General features: G+C 48.5%; 14 protein-coding genes. 12 read left to right on the forward strand and 2 right to left on the reverse strand.

From position 1 onward, the window contains the following. Positions 1–10 precede the first annotated feature (10 nt). Positions 11–772 carry an NRDE family protein gene (locus ACT3TC_RS00170; protein WP_444638646.1) on the reverse strand — a complete coding sequence of 254 codons (762 nt, stop codon included), beginning with the start codon at positions 770–772 and terminating at the stop codon, positions 11–13. 140 nt (positions 773–912) lie between these two features. Between ACT3TC_RS00170 and ACT3TC_RS00175 the strand changes: the two genes are divergently transcribed. The 3 genes from ACT3TC_RS00175 to lgt are packed head-to-tail and all read left to right on the forward strand — an operon-like array spanning position 913 to position 3,730. Next, positions 913–2,088, forward strand: coding sequence for a response regulator (locus ACT3TC_RS00175; RefSeq protein ID WP_444638647.1), 1,176 nt, complete (start codon positions 913–915; stop codon positions 2,086–2,088). Further along, positions 2,085–2,882, forward strand: a complete 798-nt coding sequence (locus ACT3TC_RS00180; RefSeq protein WP_444638648.1) for a sulfite exporter TauE/SafE family protein — start codon at positions 2,085–2,087, stop codon at positions 2,880–2,882. The genes ACT3TC_RS00175 and ACT3TC_RS00180 overlap by 4 nt, the downstream gene beginning before the upstream one ends. Before the next feature lie 59 nt (positions 2,883–2,941). Then, a complete protein-coding gene (gene lgt, locus ACT3TC_RS00185; protein WP_441680225.1) occupies positions 2,942–3,730 on the forward strand; it encodes a prolipoprotein diacylglyceryl transferase in 789 nt (262 codons plus the stop codon). Between the two features lie 37 nt (positions 3,731–3,767). Here lgt and ACT3TC_RS00190 read toward each other — a convergent pair whose 3' ends face one another. Next, positions 3,768–4,001, reverse strand: coding sequence for a hypothetical protein (locus ACT3TC_RS00190; protein ID WP_444638649.1), 234 nt, complete (start codon positions 3,999–4,001; stop codon positions 3,768–3,770). Between the two features lie 626 nt (positions 4,002–4,627). Here ACT3TC_RS00190 and ACT3TC_RS00195 point away from each other — a divergent pair. From ACT3TC_RS00195 to ACT3TC_RS00235, 9 genes are all read left to right on the forward strand, one after another. Beyond that, the gene (locus ACT3TC_RS00195) at positions 4,628–5,455 is read left to right on the forward strand and encodes a thymidylate synthase (protein WP_444638947.1); all 828 of its coding nucleotides are present in this window, start codon (positions 4,628–4,630) and stop codon (positions 5,453–5,455) included. Next, the gene (locus ACT3TC_RS00200; protein ID WP_444638650.1) at positions 5,452–5,991 is read left to right on the forward strand and encodes a dihydrofolate reductase; all 540 of its coding nucleotides are present in this window, start codon (positions 5,452–5,454) and stop codon (positions 5,989–5,991) included. Before ACT3TC_RS00195 ends, ACT3TC_RS00200 begins: the two co-directional genes overlap by 4 nt. Positions 5,992–6,011: 20 nt before the next feature. Beyond that, positions 6,012–6,788, forward strand: a complete 777-nt coding sequence (locus ACT3TC_RS00205; protein ID WP_444638652.1) for a ProQ/FINO family protein — start codon at positions 6,012–6,014, stop codon at positions 6,786–6,788. Between the two features lie 264 nt (positions 6,789–7,052). Beyond that, positions 7,053–8,186, forward strand: a complete 1,134-nt coding sequence (locus tag ACT3TC_RS00210; RefSeq protein ID WP_444638653.1) for a porin — start codon at positions 7,053–7,055, stop codon at positions 8,184–8,186. 375 nt (positions 8,187–8,561) lie between these two features. After that, complete coding sequence (locus ACT3TC_RS00215) at positions 8,562–9,881, forward strand: oligosaccharide flippase family protein (protein ID WP_444638655.1); 1,320 nt, start codon at positions 8,562–8,564, stop codon at positions 9,879–9,881. Between the two features lie 20 nt (positions 9,882–9,901). Continuing rightward, positions 9,902–10,576 carry a WecB/TagA/CpsF family glycosyltransferase gene (locus ACT3TC_RS00220; RefSeq protein WP_444638656.1) on the forward strand — a complete coding sequence of 225 codons (675 nt, stop codon included), beginning with the start codon at positions 9,902–9,904 and terminating at the stop codon, positions 10,574–10,576. Between the two features lie 3 nt (positions 10,577–10,579). After that, complete coding sequence (locus ACT3TC_RS00225) at positions 10,580–11,224, forward strand: glycosyltransferase family 32 protein (protein WP_444638657.1); 645 nt, start codon at positions 10,580–10,582, stop codon at positions 11,222–11,224. 56 nt (positions 11,225–11,280) lie between these two features. Next, positions 11,281–12,567 carry an O-antigen ligase family protein gene (locus tag ACT3TC_RS00230; protein WP_444638658.1) on the forward strand — a complete coding sequence of 429 codons (1,287 nt, stop codon included), beginning with the start codon at positions 11,281–11,283 and terminating at the stop codon, positions 12,565–12,567. After that, positions 12,564–13,970, forward strand: a complete 1,407-nt coding sequence (locus ACT3TC_RS00235) for an undecaprenyl-phosphate glucose phosphotransferase (protein WP_444638659.1) — start codon at positions 12,564–12,566, stop codon at positions 13,968–13,970. The genes ACT3TC_RS00230 and ACT3TC_RS00235 overlap by 4 nt, the downstream gene beginning before the upstream one ends.

The following is a 13,970-nucleotide window of genomic DNA, read 5'->3' on the forward strand; positions in this document are numbered from 1 at the left end:
CGCTGCTGCCTCACGATATGGCCAGGGTCGTTTCGCCTTTGAAACGACCCATGGGCCCGAAGCGTTGCTCGGTGATGTCTATATGGCCTTGGTGATCGAGCGTTAACCAGCTCGTGGCGCGCGTGCCGTAAGTCTCGCCCAGAATAAACGCGGCAGAAAGCCTTCGCTCTAGCGCAAGCTCAACCCCTGTCTTGGGTAGCTGGGCGTCCGGCGCTTGTTGAGTGTTATGCAGCGCTTGGCCCAACGGGGAGCGCCAGTTATCCGGCGAGCTTTGCGCTAGTGCTTCTCGCACGCTTTGCACTTTTGGCCAGGGAGTGTTCAATTCCGCATTGGAAAGGCCATGCACGCCGGGCGGCACATCGCTGAGCGTAATGCCGTGCTGGCTATGATGGAGATACCAAAGCCGGTCGGTGGTGGCGACTAACAAATTAAACCCTGCGTAGCGGTGAGCTTTATGGTGAGCAAGGTCGGTTAGCCACTGCCCAATATCGCTGCACTGGAGCGCATTGGCGACAAGTTCGCCCCGGCTGGGCGCATCGGGAGGTGTCATCATCGCAAGGTCGCGTACATTGGTAAGCGCCGCGACTCTACCGCCTCGTGTGGCAGCAAGCCATGAGCCGCCTGCTTCAAGGTCACGCCCGCCTAAAAGGGCGGGGGCGTCATCCCAATAGCCTAAAGGCGCCGTTGGCCGGACATGAAATTCATCACGATTACCTGCCAAGCGTAAGGGCAGTGCTGTGCCAGGTTGCCAAGCGAATGCCATCAAGCACATAGTGAGTCCTCAGCATTGGTCATTATCGACACACTCAGCATGACAGCTTAAGGGCATAGTCGTACACTTGTGCGAGTAACGTAACACTCATCATCTCATCGGGGTGAATTGTCTCTAGCCAATCAGGAAGGCGCGAACGCATGCAACGCAATCGCGAAGAGCATTTCTGGAACGTCATCGTTTGGCCTACTCTCTGGCCAATGTTACTTATTCAGGCCGCACTAGTCGTGCTGTGCATGCTGGTTGGGCTCGCCGTTTGGTGGATGTCGCCTATACAGGCGTCATGGAGTACCACCTTGTGGGTGGCGTTTGCACTGCTATTGGGCAGTTCCATGAATGTATCCGCCTTTCTGATGCTGGTTAAAGTACGTACAAAACAGAAAGAAGCCTATTTTATGCAGGAGCTGGACGAGCTTGCACGGCATAGTGAGTCGCTGCGGTTTAGTGTCTTGCAAATGTTACCTGACAAAAAGCACACCGTACCTGAACTCAACAGGGCACCTGTTCGACCGCTGAGACGCCTGGCCCAAATCAATGCAATGTTTTCAGGGCTTGGGCGCTATATTGAAAGTGCTCAGCGATCACACCACCCCACCGAGCAAGTAAAAGAAGATCAGGCACTATTGGATGATATTCATCATCAACAGCAGCAGCTAAAGCAGCTTGTTGCCGGGCGTGACCGGGCGCGAGAAGAGTCACGTTTAAAATCAGGTTATTTAACACTGCTTCAGCGTGAAACTGATGACCTGGATGAGCAGTTAGGACGCATCCTGGAAAGTGACGAGTGTTCGCAGTGTCGTCGTCAGGTCGTGGATATCCGCGAGCACTTGGCTGATGTGCGCACGTTGCTGACCAATCTGGTTTATCAACGTGTTAATGAGAGCGACGTGACACCTGCTAATACCGTACCAAACCACGTTTTACGCGTTCTTGTGGTTGATGATGGTCCGGTTAACCTGATGCTGGCGCGGCAAATGCTGGAAGTTCACGAGTTAGAGGTCGAGGGCGTAAGCAGTGGCGAGCAAGCGCTTGAGCGCCAACAATCTACCTCGTTTGATTTAGTCTTTATGGATATTTTTATGCCTACTCTTGATGGCTTGGAAACCACCCGGCGCTGGCGGGCGTATGAACAGGCAAGCGGAAAGCGCCCTAGTATCCTGATTGCGCTAACGGCCAATGCGGACAACGCAGGCATTGCCGAGTGCAAAAAAGCAGGCATGAATGACTTGCTCACCAAGCCATATCAACCTGAAAAATTACTGGGCATGATTTCCAAATGGCTGCCCGATAGCCCACACAAGGCGCCTGGCCAATGAGTGTGATGACTATCTTGTTGGGTTACTTAGCCTTGGGCGCGGCGGCAGGTACGATGGCGGGGCTTTTTGGTGTCGGTGGTGGGCTTATTATTGTTCCGGTATTGGTTTTTGCATTTGGCCTGCAAAACATACCGCCAGAGATCACCATGCATCTTGCCGTAGGCACGTCGTTGGCCACTATTGTCATCACCGGGGCCTCCTCTGCGTTGGGGCATTTTCGTCAAGGAAGTGTTTATCGCCCCTGGTTTTTAGCGCTACTCCCGGGTTTGATGGTGGGCGCCATTGGCGGCGTGTTTATTGCGGGGAGTCTCTCGGGTGGCGTATTGGGCACGCTCTTTGGCGTCTTTGTTCTGCTGTTAGCAACCAAGATGGTTTTTGGTCTATCGCCCAAGCCTGGCTCTCTTGCCCCAGGCAAATTTGCGATGGTCGTGGCCGGCGGTATAGTAGGCGCCATATCCGCTTTATTTGGCATCGGCGGCGGCGCAATGACGGTACCATGGTTGTCTCGGTGTGGGGCTACCATGACACAAGCCGTAGGTACCTCTGCTGCATGCGGGCTGCCTATCGCATTAGTGGGCGCCATTACCTTTATGGTAATGGGGTGGGGGCATCCGCTGTTGCCTAACTGGGCTACCGGGTTTGTGATGTGGCCTGCTTTTTTCGGCATTGTCGTCACCAGCGTACCGTTTGCGCGTGTTGGCGTTCGCCTGGCCCATGTGTTACCTGCGCATGTATTAAGGTTGTGCTTTGCGCTGCTGTTGGCTGTGGTCGGTCTACGCTTCGTTTTGGCTTAACCGATGTAGTAATGGCCATAGTGACTTTCTTCCTCTTCCTCCGTAATTAGAGTATTTCAATGATGAATTACCCAGCAATTGACCCTGTGGTGTTCTCCCTTGGGCCGCTTCAAGTGCATTGGTACGGCCTTATGTATGTCGTGGGGTTTATCGCCGCGTGGTGGTTGGGCTGTCGGCGAGCTTCTCGGATAGGGCTTACTAAAGACGATATTGGTGACCTGATATTCTACTGTGCGATAGGTGTGGTCGCTGGTGGACGGCTGGGGTATGCACTTTTTTACGGCTTAGGACAGTGGTCGGCTGACCCGCTATGGATCTTCCGTGTGTGGGACGGCGGCATGAGCTTTCATGGCGGATTGCTCGGTGTGCTGCTGGCAGCCTGGTGGTTTGCACGCCGCAAGCAGCTTGCCTTTTTTACCCTGACGGATTTTATTGCCCCGCTGGTTCCCATTGGCTTGGGCGCTGGTCGAGTAGGTAACTTTATTAACCATGAGCTTCCTGGGCGAGTAACATCGTTGCCGTGGGGGATGCCGTTCCCCGGGATGGGGCCAGAGCCACGCCATCCCTCAGCGCTTTACGAAGGCCTACTTGAGGGGTTGGTGCTGTTTGTGATTTTGTGGTGGGTATCTGCCAAACCCCGCGCGCGAGGGTTCATTTCAGGGCTGTTTTTAATCGGTTACGGCGCATTCCGCTTCCTGGTTGAATTTGTCCGCATGCCCGACGCGCATATTGGCTACCTTGCATTCGGATGGGTCACCATGGGAATGTTGCTGACGGTGCCCATGATCGCACTAGGATTAGTCCTTATGGCATGGTCACGCTCGCAACCGGTGGATGCCAAGGTTTAAACGTTAGTAGTGAAGTAAGTGCCAAAGCAACAGCGCGTTACACCCAAATAATCAAAGCGTTAGGTGAATTTGTAGCGCGTGGTAAGCGCAGCGCACCCGCGAGAGCACCGCGCAGCGGTGCCAAGATGCAGGAGGTACCCATGGGCGTCGTACCGCCGCCTCCCGCGGGAGCACCGCGCAGCGGTGCCAGGGCGAATGAGGTGCCCAACGGGCGCCGTACCGCCGCCTCCCGCGGGTGCCTTGCCGTTCGTTCCTCACGACGCGTTACCACGCGCTACATCCAAATAATCAAAACGTTAGCTAATTTGTAGCGCGTGGTAAGCGCAGCGCACCCGCAGCGGCGGCCCGGCGCGAGAGCACCGCGCAGCGGTGCCAGGGCGAATGAGGTGCCCAACGGGCGCCGTACCGCCGCCTCCCGCGGGTGCCTTGCCGTTCGTCCCTCACGGCGCGTTACCACGCGCTACATTTAAATAATCAAAGCGTTAGATGAATTTGTAGCGCGTGGTAAGCGCAGCGCACCCGCGAGAGTACCGCGTAGCGGTGCCAAGTGCAGAAAGGTGCCAAGATGCAGTGAGGTACCAATGGGCGTCGTTCCGCCGCCTCCCGCGGGTGCCTTGCCGTTCGTTCCTCACGACGCGTTACCACGCGCTACATTTAAATAATCAAAGCGTTAGATGAATTTGTAGCGCGTGGTAAGCGCAGCGCACCCGCGGGAGCACCGCGCAGCGGTGCCAAGATGCAGAGAGTACCAATGGGCGTTGTTCCTTACGCCTTGCGAATGCTTCATCAGCCATTAATCCCTCGCGCTAGACCCTCGCAGCCAAGCGGCCTAGAATACGCTTCTATATAGCCTGCAATTTTGGAAACTCTGTGACTGTTACCACGCCTACATCAAATATGACGATGAATGCCGGTGCCCAACCTGCGCTTGAACAGCCGTATTTGGATCTAATGCGCACTGTGTTGGAACATGGCGTTGACCGCAACGACCGTACCGGGGTGGGCACACGCTCGGTGTTTGGTCATCAAATGCGGTTTGATTTATCACGCGGCTTTCCACTGATAACGACGAAAAAGCTGCATTTGCGCTCTATTATCCATGAGCTCTTGTGGTTTCTGAAAGGCGATACCAATATTGCCTATTTACAACAAAACGGTGTACGCATTTGGGACGAGTGGGCTGATGAACACGGCAATCTTGGCCCTGTTTATGGCTATCAATGGCGCAGCTGGCCCGACCCTAAAGGAGGCAACGTCGACCAAATTGCCAACGTGTTGAAGCAAATTCGTACCACACCACAGTCGCGTCGGTTGATAGTCTCCGCCTGGAATCCTGCTCAGGTTGATGAAATGAAACTGCCGCCTTGCCACTGTCTGTTTCAGTTCTATGTAGCAAACGGTCGCCTTTCCTGCCAACTTTACCAGCGCAGTGCCGATATTTTTCTTGGCGTACCGTTCAATATTGCAAGCTACGCGCTACTGCTGGCGATGGTGGCGCAGGTAACGGGGCTTGAGCCGGGAGAGTTTATTCATACGCTGGGGGATGCACATCTCTATAGCAACCATTTTGAGCAAGCGGAAGAGCAGCTCACGCGTGAGCCGAAAGTACCGCCACGGTTGGTGCTGAATCCTGAGGTGAAGGATTTATTTGCATTTACCTTTGATGATATCCACATCGAAGCGTATGACGCCCACCCCCATATAAAAGCCAAGGTAGCGGTATGAGCCTTACCAGCAATGAATTTGAACCTTTAGTCCCTGTTGCCATGATTGTAGCAATGTCCAAAAACCGTGTTATTGGTGTGGATGGTAAGCTGCCTTGGCATCTTCCGGAAGATCTTAAATTCTTCAAACGTATGACTCAGGCAAAACCGCTGGTAATGGGGCGCAAAACGTATTCCTCCATTGGCAAGCCGCTGCCGAATCGGCTTAATATAGTCGTAACACATAATAAAGAGTTCGCACCCGACGGTGTTCGAGTCTGCCACGACTTGCCCGCCGCTTTGGCACTGGCAGACCAGCAGGCAACGATTGATGCGGCTGAAGAAATTATGGTGATGGGGGGAGGAGAGATCTACCGCCAAGCGCTACCATTCGCACAGCGGCTTTACATCACAGAAGTGGATGTTGAAGTGGAAGGTGATGCTGCGTTCCCCGAATTGGCTGCCGACGAGTGGCGGGAAGTACAGCGTGTGGCTGGGACACCTTCTGAAGGCAAGCCAGCGTACGATTTTGTAGTTTATGAGCGCACTGCTGACTAAAAAAGGTCAAAGGAGAAGGTATGGCCGCCAGTGTAATGCAGTTATTAGACAGCCTGGAGTCGCGCCTTGAGCAGGCTCAAAGGGAGTTGCAAGCCCAGCGGCGGGAGAACGCGCAGTTAAAAGAGCAGCTCGCAGCGCAAGCAGTTACGCTGCAACAAACGCTCGACGAGCCCAGTGCGCCGAGTCAACAAGCAAGCACGGATGGCGTGCATGAAGGCACAGAACAGGTGGCGCTGGCTCAGCCTGCGGTTGAACCAAATCCCGAAGCCGATGCCGCTGAAGCCTTGGCTACTCATGAAACGCAGCCTCCGTCGCCTCATGCCCTTCTAAAAGAGTGGTATCAGCGTTACCCGAATACCTTTTTCAAAGGCCACACGAAGCCCTTAAAAGTCGGCATTCATCAAGACCTGGCAGCACGTGAGCCTTGGTCAGGAAAGCTGATTCGCCGCGCCTTGGCTAATTACGTGAATTTACCGCGTTATTTAAAATCGGTACGGGAAGGTGGGGAGCGTATTGACCTGGATGGCCAGTTGGCCGGAAAGGTAGATAAAGAGGCAGCTTTGCACGCTGCGGAGAAACGTAAGGCGAAACAAAAAGGATTAGAGACAACAGAGCGTGTACAGCGCACGCCACAAAAAAAGCCTTTAGAAAAAAAGAGCGCCCACCTATCAGCACCGGCGATAGCGACGCAAACCCTCCAGGCCAAGGGTGAAGAGGCGGATAAGGTTAGACAAGAGAAGCCGTTGAGCATGGAAGATAAATTAAAAGACCTGCAGCAAAGGTTCAAAGCGCGCTGAGACCTGATTACGCTGGTGGGGTTCCTTGAAATTGCTTATTTCATAAAAAAACACTGTTTTTTTTATTGCGTTAAGTGAAATCCCGGTATAGAGTTTGACGTGCGAGCATTGGACTATAACAAGGTTTGTTTGAGGACGTGCCACATACCACTGGGAAAAACCAGAGGATGAGAAAACGAGCACGGCCCGCAAGCCAACTGCTGAAGGCCCATATAAGCCCGGCAGCTACGATCGAAACAGTAAGCTAGTTAAGGAACCTATATCATGAAAAAGACACTTTTAGCGACTGCTATCATCGGTGCCCTGAGCGCCACGGCTGCCGCTCAAGCAGCTACCGTATATGACCAGGACGGCACCAAGCTGGACATCTATGGCCGTATCGGTCTGGGTATTGAAGGCGGCGGCTCTCAGTACAGCGATAAAACCTATGAAGATGCAGATGGTAATACCCAAGCACAGCGCATCAACCGCAGCGGCGATTTTGTAAACGTTGGTTCGCGTCTTGGTCTGCGCATGAGCCAGGCGATCACTAGCGACATGACTGCATTTGGTCGTCTTGAGTGGCGCTTCAAAGCCAACAGCAAGGAAGACGCTGGTACCGGTTTTGACGAACTTCGCCAGAGCTACCTGGGTATTCAGAGCCAGCAGTACGGTACCTTCCAAGCGGGTAACTTCGACAGCTTCTACCTGCAGTTCGTTTCCAGCCCGTTCGATGTTTACATCAATAATGGCCTTCAATTCGCTGGTCATGCTAAGCAGTCGCGTGGCGACTCCATTGGTTACTACACGCCTGACCTAGAAGGTTTCACTGCCTTCTTGCAGCTGAAAAACTACAGCGAGCGTGGTTATGTTGAGGATCCAAACGCTCCCCTATTTGACGGTCAAGAGCGGACTTCTGAGAAGGGCAACGTTATTGCTCCTCAGGGTGGTGTTCGTTATGAGAACGGTCCTGTTACGGTAGGTCTGGGTTTTGTTGAAGACGTACGTCGCGGCGGTGGTAACGGTAAAATGATGTATGGCCTGATCGGTCAATACCAGTTCACCGACCAGTTCTCTGCGCGTCTGGGCTATGAAAATCGCCAAAACAATAATGGCGACAGCTACAAAGACAGCATGGGCCCGAAAGACGAAAATGGCTACAACACGGTTGGTCTAGGTGCTACCTATACCACTGGTCCTTGGGCATTCACGGGTGATTTCTACAACATCAACCGCGACGGTCAGGACAGCAGCAAAGCATGGTCTCTGGGTGGTTACTACAAAGTTTCCAGCGCTATGGACGTGTTCGTGGAAGTTAACGATAACGATGCCAAAGCTGGCAACGACAGCACACGTCAGCAGTTTGATAACCTGACTGATGATGCATACTGGCTGACAGGCGTTCGTTACTTCTTCTAAGCCTGGTTTAACAACCTTGCTTTAAGAGTAATCTGCCTAGCAGACCTAATAGAACCGGCCTCTTGTGAGGCCGGTTTTTTTGTAGCTAACAATCAATTTCGTAGGGAGATATTAGCTCTTTAGGGTCGTTTATACGCTCGGCTTTGTACGAAGCAGCCTAAGCTTGAAGGCAGTTGTTGAGTGAGGGTTTTGAGGCAGAGGTTTTCTATCGCGTGCATAGGGGTAAGAAAGAGTTTATTATTCCTACTTATTATTAGCGACAGGAAGTGCCGGGTGCTGTGTATAGCCTAAAAGGCCGTGATATGACGCCCGCAAGAATATTATATAGAGAAGGTATGGTTTAATGCCTGCTAATAAATTCATTAAAGAGTGTATATGAGCTTAGTTAAAAATCAGTTATTAACAACATTTGCCGCCAGAGGGGTTGCTGCAGGCGGCACTTTTTTGCTCTCTTATGTTCTTGCTACACAGGTGAGCGTTCAAGATTTTGGCGCTTTCATGATATGTTTTTCTATTATGATTGGTTTGCAGGTGTTTGCCAGTATAGGGACGGATAGGGCAACACTGAAATTTATGGGTGTGGCACTTTCAAATAAAAGCAGGGATGAAGTGTACTGGGTTTATAAGCAAGCCTTTATTATAAATTTGGTATTTAGTGTGCTATTGGCTGCTTTGCTGTGGTTTTTGGCACCCGCTGTATCCGAGTGGTTCTTCTCTGATCACGGTTTAGGGGTGGCAAGCTTGAGGGTAACGGCAGCTATTGCGCCCTTGTATACCATTATTTATCTATGTAATTTCATTTTAAAAGGGTGGGGTAAGGCCAATATTTCTTGTTTATTTGAAATAGGCTGTATTTCGATTTTGCTTAGTCTCGTGATTATAGCGTGTTCAATATTGCTAGGTGTTTCATTAAATGTTATTCATTTGGTATTAATGCTGGCGGTTGTGTTGGCTATATACTTGGTAGTGGCGCTTGGGTTGGTAGTAGGTGTTTATAAGAAAAGTAGCCTTGTCTTTACAGATACACTAACATTTTCTAAGAGTTTTTATAGTAGTCTGCCTGACTTTTTGTTAGTGGGTATTATATTTTTCTATACTCAGTGGGGATTAGGCATTGTGCTTGGTCTGTTCGAGACCGAAAGTGAAGTGGCGATATTTAGTCTTGGCTTAAGAATGGCAATGGTCATCGGGTTTATTCTAACGGTGTACGATAGTATTTTAGGGCCACGGTTTTCAGGTTTGCATCATGAAAATAATATACAAGCTCTAAGTCTCTTGGCACAAAAAAGTGCTATGCAGATGTTTTGTTTTTCACTTATTCCTTCTATCTTTTTTTTAGTGTGGCCCGAGTGGGTGCTGTCTTTCTTTGGAGAAGAGTATAAGTCTGGAGGTAATGTGCTGCGCATTTTAGTCGTGGCTCAGTTAATTAACGTAATGACAGGCTCTGTTGTTTTGTTTTTGTTAATGACAGATCATCAAAAAATAGCAAGAAATATTCTCATTTATTCGGTGCTGATAGCAGGTCTCGCTTCTGTTGTTTTAATACCGCGATTTGGCGCAGAAGGCGCCGCATACTCACTGCTTTTATGTTTAGTTATTCAGAACTTCATGTCTGTATATATTGTGTTTAAGGAGTTTGGTTTTCTAATTGTGGATTGGCGAGGTATATTGGCGTCTAACAGGCAGCAACGTTAATTTTAGATAGGAAAGCTTTGATGATAAAGTTAGAAGAGGAATTCATCTTTCAGTTAGGCGAAGATTATAGTTTTATTAACCCATATTCGCTTGGCGTGGTATGTCAGTCACTGATCTATCAAGAGTGCCAGAGGATAAACTTTCTGGCCGATGGTATTGCTATTGTTGCCTATGTCCGATTGTTTAAAAAAAGGGTCATTAAGCGTACCAGTTTTGATGATACCTCCTTGGCACCGGTTGTCTTTCACCACGCCTGTCAAAACGATCTATCTATCGCCCTAATCGGAGGAACGCAAGAAAATATTCAACAAGCTAAAGATTTGCTTGAGAGCAAGTATCCAGGGATAAGAATACTGCTTGCCGAGCCAGGTTATTTTGATAATGAGGATGTCTATCAAAATTGTATAGATAAGGCGGTGTCTGCTGATATTCTGATTGTTGGTATGGGAGCAGGAAAGCAGGAAAAAGTATTGTTGAGTGCACGTGCAAAGGGGTGGCAGGGTACGGGCTTTACATGTGGTGGGTATTTGGACCAGCTAGTGCAAGCGCGGGGCGATGATTACTATCCTGAGTTCATAAATAAATTTCATCTGCGTTGGCTCTATCGCCTATTGAAAGAGCCGCGACGCCTGTCTAAGCGCTACTTTAGCGACTATCCTTATTTTTTGATCAAGTTCGGCAATAAAATTGAGTAATTTATGATACCTAAGAAAATTCATTTTTGTTGGTTTGGTGGGCGTGAAATGTCTGCGTTGTATAAACAATGCGTTGAAACATGGCGCCTTGCTATGCCTGATTTTGAAATCATAGAGTGGAACGAAAATTCGATTGATCGAAGTCATCCATTTATCGCTTTCTGCTTGGAAAAAAAACAGTGGGCGTTTCTTTCAGACTATATGCGTATGGTGGCGTTGCGTGACCATGGAGGGGTGTACCTCGACGTAGATATTGAAGCCGTGCGCAGCTTGGAACCTCTGTTAAAGCATGACTGTTTTTTAGGTTATGAAGATGAAGGTCGGCTCAATACCGCCGTGTTGGGAGGTGTAGCGGGCCACCATTTTTTTCAGGATGCTATTGAGCTTATTGAAAGTCGTCATCGCGAAAACAAGCCTTTTCTGATAGCGCCAGAAGTGGCGAATATCTGTGTAAAAAAAGATGCATCAGACATTAAGCTGTTACCCTGGCCGTGTTTTTATCCCTATAATCCCTACGCCAAGGTGCACGATAGAAAGCAGCTTATGTATAGCTATATAGAGAAAGATACTTATTTAATACATCATTGGGGTAAAGGGTGGAAAATGAGTTTTGTTGAAAGGCTCAAAAGAAAGTTTTTAAATAGTTAATAAAGTACTAAAAGACCAGCTTCCAGAAAATCAAATACTCAGTGAGTGAGGGTGCAATGAAGGGGATTAATGTTGTATTAATGTTTCTGGGAGGCTGGTTTTTTTTAAGCGGTGGAGATATTGATGACAGAATACTAACGTTTGGGCAGCAATACAGTTTGATGCTTGCTGTATTGGTGTTTTTTGGTGTTATAGTTTTCGTTAGAGGAGTTGTATTAAGTCCTAAGGTGTTTCTTTTTCCATTTTTGTTTTTCTATATGTTGTTAGTAGGTGTTTTTTTTGGAGGTTCAGAAAAGGAGGTAGTCAAGGTTGCCGCTTTTAGCTTGGTTGTTGGGGTGGCAGCTTTCTCTGCTAATAAGTTAACGCTGTTGGAGTTTCTTGAAACAGTGGTAGTGTCGCTTTTTTTATTACTGATAGCCAATATTGCTGTATCTGAATTTTTACCTCATATTGGATTAGAGGTTGGCAAGTTTGAAGGGGACTGGAAAGGAATTTACGATCAAAAAAATGCGTTGGGAAGAGTTGGAGCACTGCTGATAGTGTTTTCTATGTTGCTGATTTTTTATAGCAAAGATAGAGCAGTTCAACTGTATTCCGTTTTTGCCTTGATATCTGCTGCGATAGTTACGTTAAATGCAGGATCACGCACTGGCCTTGCCACGGGAGTACTGGTCGCTCTAATTACATTTGCGTTCGGTTTAACGTATTATGTCTTGAAAAGTGACTATGTTTATAAGAAAACGTTTTTAGCGATTTTAGGTGCGGAAATTTCAATAGCGACATTGCTTGTGGCTATGAATACTGAAGTGGTTGGTTTGTTCTCAGGGCAAGATGGAATTAGTGTTTATGGTAAGTTTTTGTCTTTGACGGGGCGCCTAACGATTTGGGAGTTTGCGCTCACTCATTTGAGTGGTGTGCATTTTTGGTTTGGTTATGGGTTGGATGGGTTCTGGACAAGAGAAAATTTTTATTTGCTTGGTCCGATACAAGGAATGGGCGATTTTTTCCCAGAAGATGCTCATAACGGCTATGTTGATATCATTATTCAAGGTGGCCTGTTGGGAGTAGTGCTGTATGGCGTTATATTTTATCTTATTATAAAAAGCCTTGTAAGAAACGATTGTTTTGGATTCAAGGAAATGGTAGTTTGCTTCGCAATTTTGACACTTTTTTTGCTTTCAAATATAACGGAATCCTATACAACTAAATCTACTAATGTCATTAATTTTCTTTTTGTGTACATCGCAGCATTTATTTTTATGAGCGATAGTGGCAGCAAGAAGGTTCGTGTTTTTCCTTTAGATTATATTAAGAAGCATCTGAATAGGGTGGTAAATAAATGAGTGTCGAAGCCAATCGACAAAAAAAGGGGGTTGTCTTTTCAGAGCGCTTCCCGCCAAAAGTCATATTTCCAGCGCTGGATATATTGATTATTTTTCTTTGTGGGGTAGGGGTCTATCTACTGAGATTTGACACCATCGCTTTGCATGAACGTTATGTTCTCGCTTTGACATGTATATCGCTAATAGTCGTCATGGTTAATAGCTCCACAGGCAGCTATAAACGTTGGCGCGTATCTTCCACAATAGATTTACTCAGTAAGTTGCTATTTGTATGGCTTGCCGTGGGGATCGTCGTTACATCAATTATATATTTTGCAGATGCATCGGAGCGTTACTCTCGATTATGGGTGGGGTTCACGCTGCTGAGTTCCTTTATGCTGGCCGCAATCGCCCGGGTGCTTGTGCAGTTTGGCCTGCATAGTATTCGTCTTCGTGGAGGGGCCCGGCGGCCGATATTCTTAGTGGGCCCTGGTCAAAACGTGCTTAAGGTTGCCAAGGGAATGAGAACTGCTGCCTGGGAGGGGCACTCTATCGCAGGGGTAGAGCGCTTTCATACAGTATCGCCCCCTACAGATAATCAGCTAAGAAATATATCGGATAGGATTAGCCGCTCTGGTGCTGCTGAAGTCTGGATATGTGCCCCGCTAGAAATGGGGGAGACCGTACATGCCCTGTTTTATGCGCTAAGAAACCATACCGAGGATATTCGGCTAATTCCTGACTTTAAAGATATGCGCCTACTGAACCATCGCACCAGCGAAATGGCCGGACACTTGGCCATCGACCTGAGTGTGTCGCCTATAAATGGTATGGCACGTTTTTTTAAGCGCGCAGAAGACATTGTATTGGGTACGCTCATTACACTAATGATTTTGCCCGTGTGTGCTGTTATTGCCGTCATCATTAAAATGACATCACCGGGGCCTGTCTTGTTTAAGCAGTACCGAACAGGCTCAAGTGGTAAGGTTTTTAAAGTATATAAATTCCGTTCTATGAAAATTCATAAAGAAAAGCAAGGCGTCGTGACGCAAGCGACCAAAGGAGATAGCCGTCTTACACCGATAGGCGCCTTTCTGCGCAAAACCTCATTAGATGAATTACCGCAATTTTATAATGTGTTGCAAGGAAGGATGTCGATAGTGGGGCCACGTCCTCATGCACTAGCTCACAATGAGTATTACAAAGAGCTTGTGGAGTCCTATATGCGGCGGCACAAGGTAAAGCCAGGGATTACAGGTTGGGCTCAGGTGAATGGGTTAAGAGGCGAAACCGATACGCTGGAAAAAATGCAAAGACGCGTTGAGTACGACTTATGGTATGTCGATAACTGGTCTATCTGGCTCGATCTTAAAATCATTTTTATGACTGTTTTTAAGGGGTTTAAGCATAAAAATGCATATTAA

The sequence above is a fragment of the Halomonas sp. AOP27-A1-41 genome (assembly GCF_052378605.1).
GTDB lineage: Bacteria > Pseudomonadota > Gammaproteobacteria > Pseudomonadales > Halomonadaceae > Vreelandella > Vreelandella citrativorans.